The 7,744-nt window shown below is 73.4% G+C and carries 6 protein-coding genes; 4 read left to right on the plus strand and 2 right to left on the minus strand.

Annotated features, from left to right (window positions below; genetic code table 11):
- Window positions 1-177: 177 nt before the first annotated feature.
- Window positions 178-699, minus strand: coding sequence for a hypothetical protein (locus tag ACFXDJ_RS12300; RefSeq protein ID WP_384662726.1), 522 nt, complete (start codon window positions 697-699; stop codon window positions 178-180).
- Window positions 696-1,625 carry a 16S rRNA (cytosine(1402)-N(4))-methyltransferase RsmH gene (rsmH, locus tag ACFXDJ_RS12305; RefSeq protein ID WP_384662740.1) on the minus strand — a complete coding sequence of 310 codons (930 nt, stop codon included), beginning with the start codon at window positions 1,623-1,625 and terminating at the stop codon, window positions 696-698. The genes ACFXDJ_RS12300 and rsmH overlap by 4 nt, the downstream gene beginning before the upstream one ends.
- 341 nt (window positions 1,626-1,966) lie before the next feature.
- On the opposite strand from rsmH, the gene ACFXDJ_RS12310 reads away from it, so the two are divergent.
- From ACFXDJ_RS12310 to ACFXDJ_RS12325, 4 genes are all read left to right on the plus strand, one after another.
- Window positions 1,967-2,527: a beta-class carbonic anhydrase gene (locus tag ACFXDJ_RS12310; protein ID WP_384662728.1), complete on the plus strand. Its 561-nt coding sequence runs from the start codon at window positions 1,967-1,969 to the stop codon at window positions 2,525-2,527.
- A 155-nt stretch (window positions 2,528-2,682) separates the two neighbouring features.
- A complete protein-coding gene (locus ACFXDJ_RS12315) occupies window positions 2,683-3,693 on the plus strand; it encodes an AAA family ATPase (RefSeq protein ID WP_384662731.1) in 1,011 nt (336 codons plus the stop codon).
- The gene (locus ACFXDJ_RS12320; protein ID WP_384662734.1) at window positions 3,693-5,093 is read left to right on the plus strand and encodes a DUF58 domain-containing protein; all 1,401 of its coding nucleotides are present in this window, start codon (window positions 3,693-3,695) and stop codon (window positions 5,091-5,093) included. The genes ACFXDJ_RS12315 and ACFXDJ_RS12320 overlap by 1 nt, the downstream gene beginning before the upstream one ends.
- Window positions 5,090-7,525 (plus strand): transglutaminaseTgpA domain-containing protein, encoded by a 2,436-nt coding sequence (locus ACFXDJ_RS12325; RefSeq protein ID WP_384662737.1) that lies wholly within the window; start codon window positions 5,090-5,092, stop codon window positions 7,523-7,525. The genes ACFXDJ_RS12320 and ACFXDJ_RS12325 overlap by 4 nt, the downstream gene beginning before the upstream one ends.
- The last annotated feature ends 219 nt before the right edge of the window (window positions 7,526-7,744 follow it).

Below are 7,744 nucleotides of genomic sequence, written 5' to 3' on the forward strand. Positions count from 1 at the left end.
ACCACACCCCCGCGCTGAGGAGGCCCCCCTCCCCCCCGCCGGAATTACGCGGCGCGGGGGTCCGGGGGCTGGCCCCCGGCGACGGCGCCGCACGCGGCAACGGGTCCGGGGCGGAGCTCCGGGGAACGGTGGAAGGGCGGGTAGGGGACCGGCCCCGCAGGGGTACGCGTCACGACGTCACCGTCCAGGGGTCTGGGAGGGCTGGGGAGCGGCACCCGAGGGCACGGGGGAGGCGGCCGGGCCCGACGGGGCCGAGGCGGGGGAGCCGGCCGGGCTCGGCACGGCGGAGGCCGCGACGGGCGCGGAGGCCGAGGCCCCGGACGCCGGCGGAGCGGACGGCGGCGGCGGCTCGGCCGCCGGGGACGCGGTCCCCGCGACCTTGCCGTCGGCGCCGATGAACACCGGGCTCCCACCCGGCACCAGCCCCAGCTCGTGCGCCCGCCGCTGCAACGCGTCCGGCGCCGAGTACCCGTCCACGTCCCGCTGCAACGCCTGTTCCTCGTCCGTCAGCGCGGTGGTCTCCTTCTTCAGCTTGCTCAGCTGGAAGGAACCCTGGTTCAGCGCCGAGTTCAGCAGCAGCAGGCTGATCAGCCCGCCGCCGAGCAGCGCGACGACCAGCAGGACGAACGGCGTGCGCGCCGCCTGCCCGGCCGGGCTCCCGGCCAGGACGCGGCCGAGGCGTCCCCCGCGTGGACTCACAGCCGCGCCTCCCGGATCCGTTCCACCCCGCGGAAGCGGGCCGGCGCCGCCCGCCGGTTCTCCGCGATCTCCTCCTCCGTCGGCAGCTCCGCGCCGCGCGTGAGGAGCTTCAGCTTCGGCTGGTACTTCTCCGGTACGACCGGCAGCCCGGGCGGGGCCGTGGACGTGGCCCCTGCCGCGAAGACCTGCTTGACGAGGCGGTCCTCCAGCGAGTGGTACGAGAGCACGGCGATCCGGCCGCCGACCGCGATCCGGTCCACGGCGGCGGGGATGGCCCGCTCCAGCCCGGACAGCTCTCCGTTGACCTCGATGCGCAGCGCCTGGAAGGTGCGCTTGGCCGGGTTGCCGCCGGTGCGCTTCGCCGCCTGCGGCAGGGAGTCGCGGATGAGCTCCACGAGCCGTGCGCTGTTGGTGAAGGGTTCCTTGACCCGCTCGCGGACCACCGCGGACACGATCCGCTTGGCCTGCTTCTCCTCGCCGTACTGGCGCAGGATGCGGACCAGCTCCCCGGGCGCGTAGGTGTTGAGGACCTCGGCCGCGCTGATGCCGGTCGTCTGGTCCATCCGCATGTCGAGCGGCGCGTCCTGTGCGTAGGCGAAGCCGCGGTCGGCCTCGTCCAACTGCATGGAGGAGACGCCGAGGTCGAAGAGGATGCCCTGGACGGTCGGGATGCGCAGGTCGTCCAGTACGTCGGCCAGGTCGGCGTAGATGGCGTGGACGAGGGTGGCCCGGTCCCCGAAGGGCGCGAGGCGCTCCCCGGAGAGGCGCAGGGCCTCCTTGTCGCGGTCGAGGCCGATGAGGTGGGCCTCGGGGAACCGGGTGAGCAGGGCCTCGCTGTGGCCGCCGAGGCCGAGGGTGCAGTCGACGACGACGGCCCCGGGCCTCTCCAGTGCCGGGGCCAACAGGTCCAGGCACCGCTGGAGCATCACCGGGACATGTCGGGACTCGCTAGTCAAAGCGCCCTCTCAGATAACGGCGCGGCAGGCATACGCCGCGCCGCGCACGCGGAGTCTTACCAAAGGGCCGGGCGGCCGGTCAGGGCCGGGCTCCGGCCGGTTCGCGTCACTTTAGTGCAACGGTCGCCGCGGTCAACGAACCGCCCCGCGCGCCGTGCGGCCCTCTCCCACCGAACCGGCAAATGCCGTGAATCACCCCGATGGGCCCCCGGTGCTCACTCCTGTGGGTTAGCTCACAACAGGAAGTAGTGACCTTCTTTGTCCACCCTCACTCAATGCCTGAACCGGCTGTGACCACTAACGTCGTATCCATGACGACTTCCGCTCCCGTCCCCGCCGTGCCCGCCGTGGCCCCCCTCCGGGACTCCGCCGGCCGCTCCGTCACCGACCGGCTGGTGGAGTCGAACCGCGCCTACGCCGCAAGGTTCGCCGACCCCGGCATGGACGCCCGCCCCGTCCTCCACGTGGCCGTCGTGGCCTGTATGGACGCCCGCCTCGACCTGCACGCCGCCCTCGGCCTGGAGCTCGGCGACTGTCACACGATCCGCAACGCCGGCGGCGTGGTCACCGACGACACCATCCGCTCGCTCACCATCAGCCAGCGGGCGCTCGGCACCCGCGCGGTCATACTCATCCACCACACCGGGTGCGGTCTCGAAAGCCTGACCGAGGACTTCCGGCACGAACTGGAGGACGAGGTCGGCCAGCGCCCCGCCTGGGCCGTCGAGGCCTTCCGCGACGTGGACCAGGACGTCCGCCAGTCCATGCAGCGGGTCCGGACCAACCCCTTCCTGCCCCACAAGGACGATGTGCGAGGCTTCGTCTTCGACGTGCACACCGGCCTCCTGCGGGAGATCGATCCCACCTCGTGAGTGACACAGGGCCGTAGCGCCGTCAAGAATGCGGGGAGACGTCACCCGGAAGACCTCCGGGCCGGCGTCCGCACTCTTGATTTCTGAGGTGTTTCGGGGTGGGCCGAGCACGCGCCATGGGGCGCCGGCCCTGGGAAAGGGTCGAGGAGAACCAGGTGACCACGTATGACGACCGAGCGAGCCTCGCGGATCTGACGAGCACGGCGCAGCGGGTGCGGGATTCGATCGAGAGCGTGATCGAGGGCAAGCCCGAAGTGGTCCGCCTCGCACTGACCGTGCTGCTCGCCGAGGGTCACCTGCTCATCGAGGACGTCCCCGGCGTGGGCAAGACCATGCTGGCCAAGGCGCTCGCCAAGTCCATCGACTGCTCGGTGCAGCGCATCCAGTTCACCCCGGACCTGCTGCCCTCCGACATCACCGGCGTCAGCATCTACGACCAGCAGCGCCGCGAGTTCGAGTTCAAGCCGGGCGCGATCTTCGCGCAGATCGTCATCGGCGACGAGATCAACCGGGCCTCCCCCAAGACCCAGTCCGCGCTCCTGGAGTCGATGGAGGAGCGCCAGGTCACCATCGACGGCACCACGTACACGCTGCCGACCCCGTTCATGGTGGTCGCCACCCAGAACCCGGTGGAGATGGAGGGCACGTACCCCCTCCCCGAGGCCCAGCGCGACCGGTTCATGGCACGCGTCTCCGTCGGCTACCCCAGCCCCGAGGCCGAACTGCGGATGCTGGACGTGCACGGCGGACTCTCCCCGCTCGACGATCTGACGGCCGTCGCGCACGCCCACGACATGGTCAAGCTCATCGAGGCCGTCCGCGAGGTGTACGTGGCCGGGCCCGTCCGCGGCTACGTCGTCGACCTGGTCTCCGCCACCCGCAGCCACCCGGACCTGCGCCTGGGCGCCTCGCCCCGCGCCACCCTGCACCTGCTGCGCGCCGTGAAGGCCTCCGCCGCCCTGTCCGGCCGGGACTACGTCCTGCCCGACGACGTCCAGGCGCTGGCGGGCCCGGTCCTCGCGCACCGGCTGCTGCCCACCGCGCAGGCCCAGCTGAGCCGGCGCACCGCCGAGCAGGTCGTCGCCGACATCCTCCAGCGCACCCCCGTACCGGCCGCGCACGCGCGCGGCGAGATCCCGCCCGGCGCGGGCATCCGGGGCTTCTGATGAGCGCCGGCGCCCCGTACGGCGGCGGCCGGGGCCCGGAGGAAGGCGGCGGGCTGCGCGCCTCGCTGGCCGGGCTGACCACACGGGGCAGGTCCTTCCTGGCCGCCGGGGTCGCCGCCGCGCTGTGCGCGTACCTCCTGGGCCAGTCCGAGCTGCTCCGGGTCGGACTGCTGCTCGCGGTGCTCCCGCTGATCTGCGTCCTCGCCCTGCACCGCACCCGTTACCGGGTCTCCGGCAGCCGCCGGCTGACCCCGATGCGGGTGCCCGCCGGCGCCGAGGCCCGGGTCCAGCTGCGCCTCGACAACACCTCCCGGATGCCGACCGGCCTGCTGATGCTCCAGGACCGGGTGCCCTACGTGCTCGGGCCCCGGCCCCGCTTCGTCCTGGACCGGGTGGAGCCGGGCGGCCACCGCGAGGTGTCCTACCGGGTCCGCTCCGACCTGCGCGGCCGCTACCCGCTCGGCCCCCTCCAGCTGCGGCTGTCCGACCCCTTCGGGCTGGTCGAGCTGACCCGCTCCTTCTCCGCCTACGACACCCTCACGGTCATCCCGCGCACCGAAGCGCTGCCCGCGGTCCGCCTCACCGGCGAGTCCTCGGGCTACGGCGACGGCAGCCGGCGCTCGCTGGCCCTGGCCGGCGAGGACGACGTGATCCCGCGCGGCTACCGGCGCGGCGACGACCTGCGCCGGGTGCACTGGCGCTCCACCGCCCGCTACGGGGAGCTGATGGTGCGCCGCGAGGAGCAGCCGCAGCGCAGCCGGGCCACCGTGCTGCTGGACACCCGACGCCTGGCCTACGAGGGCGCCGGCCCCGACTCCGCCTTCGAGTGGGCCGTCTCCGGCGCGGCGTCGGCGCTCGTGCACCTGCTGGAGCAGGGCTACGCCGTGCGGCTGCTGACCGACACCGGGGACTGCGTACCCCGCGAGGGCGGCGGATTCACCTCCGGCGGCCAGGAGTCCGCGGAGGCCGCCGGCCTGATGATGGACACCCTCGCGGTGGTCGGCCACTCCGACGGGGCCGGTCTCTCCCGGGCCTACGACGCGGTCCGGGGCAGTGGCACCGGCGGTGGCGGTGGCTTCGGCGGAGCCGGGGGCGACGGGCTCCTCATCGCCTTCTTCGGAGACCTGGACGACGTACAGACGGAAATGGCGGCCAAGATGTGCCGGCGCGGCGGAGGGGCCGTGGCGTTCGTACTGGACTCCGCGGACTGGACCGGCGGGCCGCCGGGGCTCTCGGAGCTGATGTCGCAGGGGCTGCCTCCGCTGGCGGAGCGCCTCGGCCGGCTGCGCGACGCGGGCTGGACGGCGGTGGCCGCCCCGCCCGGGGCTGCCTTCGGGGAACTGTGGCGGCTGGCCGGGAACGCGCGGAGCGGCGCCGGTTCGGCGGGGGGCTGGGGATGAGCGGGCGGGCGAGACTGACGGTCTTCGCGGCACTGGCGACGCTGTTCACTGCGTGGTCGCTGACCCCGCTGGTGCAGTCGGGGAGCTGGCTGCCGGAGGCGGCGCTCCTGCTGGCGGTGCAGAGCGCGGTGGGCGGCGGGGCGCGGCGGGTGCCGCTGGGCCGGTCGCTGACCGTGGGGGCGCAGCTGCTCGTGTCGCTGCTGCTGCTCATGCTGCTGTTCGGCGGGAAGGGCCGGTCCTCGGCCGGCGACGGGGTGCTGTCCTACCTGGTGTCGGACTTCGGCGCGCTGTTCGCCCAGGGCGTCCGGGACGTGAACGAGTTCGCGATCCCGGCTCCGCTGACGGACGGGATCCGGCTGCTGCTGGTGACCGGGGTGCTGCTCATCGGGCTCCTGGTGGACCTGCTGGCGGTGACCCTGCGGATGGCCGCGGCGGCCGGGCTTCCGCTGCTCGCCCTGTACTCGGTGGCGGCGGGCCTCTCGGGCGCGGCCTCCGGTTCCGGCGGCGCCTCGTGGTTCGCGTTCCTGCTGGCGGGCTGCGGCTACCTGTTGCTGCTGCTGTCCGAGGGCCGCGACCGGCTCGCCCAGTGGGGCCGGGTCTTCGGCGCGGCCCCGCGCGGGCGGGCGTCGGGCGGGGCCGCGGGCGGCTTCTCCGGCGGCGGCCAGGCCATGGCCCCGGTGCGCACCGGGCGGCGGATCGGCGCGGTCGCGCTGGGCCTGGCGCTGGCGGTGCCGGCGGTGCTGCCCTCCCTGGGCGGCGGGGTACTGGGCACGGGCGCCGGGGGCGATGGCGACGGGACCGGCATCGGCCCGTCGATCCAGGCGGTGAATCCGCTGGTCTCGCTCCAGAGCAGCCTCAACGCCCAGGACAACCGGGTGGTGCTGAAGTACCGCACCGACAACCCGCAGCTGAGCGAGCAGTACCTGCGGATACTGGCGCTCGACGAGTTCAACGGCGTCAAGTGGGAGGCCTCCGGGCGGCCCCTGACGGACGTCCCGGAGCGGCTGCCGAACCCGCCCGGGGTGAGCGGCGACGTCCTCGTCGGCGCGGCCGAGGTGCGGACCAGCATCTCTTCGGCGCAGACGTACGCGCAGCGCTATCTGCCGATGCCGTATCCGGCGATGCAGGTGGACATCGGCGGGAAGTGGCGGTTCGAGCCGGTCGGGCGGACGCTCGTCGGGGACCAGCTGGGCAAGGACAAGTTCCAGAACGCCCAGGGCGCGCAGTACACCGTACGGAGCCTGCTGCTGAAGCCGACGGCGGAGCAGCTCCAGAAGGCGCCGGCGCCGAACCCGGCGATCGCGGGCGAGTACACGAAGGTGCCGGACAACCTGCCGGCGGTGGTGGCCGAGACGGCCCGGCAGGTCACGAAGGGCGCGAAGGACGACTACTCGCGCGCGGTGAGGCTCCAGGACTACTTCGCGGTGAGCGGCGGGTTCCGCTACGACACGAAGGTGTCTTCCGGTACGGGTTCGCAGGCCATCGTGAAGTTCCTCGCCGACAAGGAGGGCTTCTGCGTCCACTTCGCCTTCTCGATGGCTTCGATGGCGCGCACGCTGGGGATCCCGGCGCGGGTCGCGGTCGGTTTCACGCCCGGGGAGAAGCAGTCGGACGGCAGCGTCAACGTCTCGATGCGGGACGCGCACGCGTGGCCGGAGCTGTACTTCGAGGGCGTGGGCTGGACCCGCTTCGAGCCGACTCCGCGGTCGGGCATCACGGTGCCGGACTACAGCCGGCCCGAGGCCCCGGACTCCCAGCCGACGGCTCCGACGGCGGCCCCGTCCGCCGGTTCGGCGGAGCCCTCGGCCGGGCCCACGAAGTCGGACGACTGCCCGCCGGCCCAGAAGAAGCTGGGCGAGTGCGGGGTGGCCGCGCCGAAGCCGGGCGCGGGCTCGGGGGGCGGCGGCGTGTCCGTCTCCGCCGTCCTGGCCTGGACGGCCGGCGGCCTGGCCCTGCTGGCCCTGCCCTTCCTCCCGTTCCTGTGGCGCGGGCGGCTGCGGTCGCGGCGGCTGGACTCGGGCGAGGTCCTGTCCGCGTGGCGGGAGCTGGGCGACTCGGCGTGGGACGTCGGGATCGACCCGGACGAGGCGCTGTCCCCGCGGGGTGCGGCGGACCGGGTGGTGACGCTGGGCCGGCTGGATCCGGAGGCGGCGGACGCGGTGCGGCGGGTGTCGGCGGCGGTGGAGCGCGCGCTGTACGCCCCGCCGGGCGCGGAGCCCTCGTACGAGGGCCTGGCCGGCGACGTCCTCCTGGCCCGGACCGCCCTTCTGGCCGGGGTCTCCCGCGCCACCCGGCTGCGGGCCCTGTTCCTGCCCCGCTCGTCGGCCCGGCTCCGCTGGGCGGCGGCGGCCCGTCGCGCGGCCCTGGCCTCCAGGGTCTCGGCGGCGCTGTCCCGGGTCCGGGTCCGCATCCCGCTGCGGGGGCGCGGCTAGGGCCTCAGGCCCTGGAGACACGGGAAAACGGCCGGCGCCGGGGCTCGATCCTGTCTCTTATACACATCAGACGCAGCCGACGAAAAGAGAGGTGTAGATCTCGGTGGTCGCCGAATCATAAAAAAAAAATATTTTAAGAACAAATACGACAAAAAAATTGGTTGATGGGATGAGGGGTGGGGGGAGCTGGTTCGGTTTGTGTTTTATTGTTAGTTGTGT

The sequence above is a fragment of the Streptomyces sp. NPDC059443 genome (genome assembly GCF_042750105.1).
Lineage (GTDB): Bacteria > Actinomycetota > Actinomycetes > Streptomycetales > Streptomycetaceae > Streptomyces.